Raw genomic sequence first — 2,204 nt, 5'->3', positions numbered from 1 at the left:
AATAAAAACACCGTATTACCTAAATTGCCAAATGTTGTTTCAAACTCCTTAAGTAAAATTATCCATTACATTCCGCGAACTGACATGAAGCAAATTCAACTGAAGTTTGTCATTGAAAATAATACTGATCAGTTTGCGGTCAAACCAAATGGTTATGTCAATTATTTATTAGCGAATGAAATGCCGGGCTCTTTAGCATCAGTTTTACGTGACGCTGGGTTAAGTGAAGCAGTGTATGCTGATTTTAATGCATCTATGTACGGTGATCATGGTGATTTAACTTTATACATAGACCTAACAGAAGATGGCGTAAACAATCGAGATAAGGTGATGGCTGCCGCTCTTAAGTACATAAACTTACTAAAAGAACATGGTGTAAATGAAAAATACTTTAAAGAAATTAAACAATCACTAAAAAATATCTTTAGGTTTAAAGAGCAAAGTAATGATTTTGAGTATGCCATGCAGATTGCGGCTAATTTGCAAAAGGTCCCAGTTGAATATGTGTTGAGTCATGAGTACACCTACCAGCAATTTAATTCAAATGCGATTCAGCAAGTGTTAGATCAACTTACCTTAGATAACGCCCGTATATTTTATATTGATAAAGAACAGCCCGCTGAACAAGCTATGGAACACTTTGTTGGTATGTATTCAGTGTCTAATATTTCTAATAAACAAAGACAAGATTGGTCAACTTTAGGTGATGAGTTTTCGTTATTTTTACCAAGAGAAAACAAGTTGATGCCAAGTCATTTTGATTTAGTACCAGCAGTACATATTGGTAAACCTAAACAACTTGTTAATCAATTAGGCTATACATCTCATTTAGGTCACTCTAGATTGTTTGAACAACCTAAAGGTAAAATTAACATTGAGTTAAATACTGGTTTAACTCAGCAATCCGCTAAAAACTTTGTACTTGCCAATGTATTAAGTAAAACTTTAAACCAAAAAATGACTGAATTACAGTCAGAGGCCATTACTGCCGGAATGAATGTCGATATTGATGTTTCGAATGGCTTTTCCATAATAATCAGTGGTTTTAGTCATAAACAATCAGAATTATTAGAACGAACCTTAACGACAATTAGTCAGTTGACGATTACACAAAGTAATTTACTCAATAATATTGCAAGCTTTGAATCTGATATACGCAGTAGCAAAAACCATATTTTATTGGAGCAGTTATTTCCAAAATTTCGCCAAGTACTTAATCTAGACAACTTTAGTGACCAAGCTATCTTAAATGAACTTGAAGGCATAACTCCACAGCAGGTAATTACATTTAAAAACGAGTTGTTAAAACAGGCCAATCTACAAATATTTGCCTTTGGAAATTATACTGCCGAACAAGTTAAAGATATGGGAGACTTGGTTCTTAAGGTGTTGCCAGAAGATCGCCAAGTTTCTGAATTTTATCTTTCACCAGAGCTTAAGGCCTCAGCGGGTGAAATATATACATGGCAAGAAGACGTAAGTATTGATGATGTGGCTTTTGCCGATACTTATATGGCTCCACTAACGGTAAAAGATTTAGCAGTCGCCCATGTGTTAAATGAAATAATTAACCCAGCATTGTTTAAGCAGATTAGAACAGAGGAGCAATTGGCTTATACCGTTGGCTTTTTTAGTCAACGAATAAAGGAACAATTATTACTCGGCTATTATATTCAGTCACCAGCAAAAGGGTTGGCTGATATACAAGAACGAATACTGGCCTTCCGAGGTGATTTTTCGAATTTGTTGAATGATTATTCTGAGGCAGAGTTTAGTGCCTATAAAAACAGTTTGCTTACTAGGATAAAACAACCTGCTAAAAACTTAGCTGAAGAGCATTCTCAATACCTTGCAGATTGGCGATTACAAAATCATTTATTTGATAGCGAAGACAAACTCATTTTCCAAGTTGAAAATGTGACGTTGAAAGACGTCATTGGGCTTTACAAAAAAATTGAAACTGGACAAAAATTTGGTCGTCTATTAGTGCAACTTAGAGGGGCTAACTTTACAGATAAACCGTACATTCAACCAAGTGGAGGGCATATTATAAATGATATCGAATCCTTTCATCATGATGAGTTAGAAAAAGTGAAATAATAAAGCGCCAAATTAAGAGTCATATTTTACACCGCTAGAAGAATATTTTTAAGGGCATTATCTTTGGTATAACTTATTATAAAATTGCGTATATAGACTTGTCT

Annotated in this window: 1 protein-coding gene; it reads left to right on the top strand. The window is 34.3% G+C overall.

Annotated features, from left to right (window positions below; translation table 11 throughout):
• A partial coding sequence (locus tag ACSHXM_RS21715; RefSeq protein WP_435692506.1) for an insulinase family protein occupies window positions 1-2,100 on the top strand: 2,100 nt, incomplete at its 5' end.
• Window positions 2,101-2,204 lie beyond the last annotated feature (104 nt).

The sequence above is a fragment of the Paraglaciecola sp. genome (genome assembly GCF_051252315.1).
Lineage (GTDB): Bacteria > Pseudomonadota > Gammaproteobacteria > Enterobacterales > Alteromonadaceae > Paraglaciecola.
This window is presented reverse-complemented; position numbering and strand designations above follow the sequence as displayed.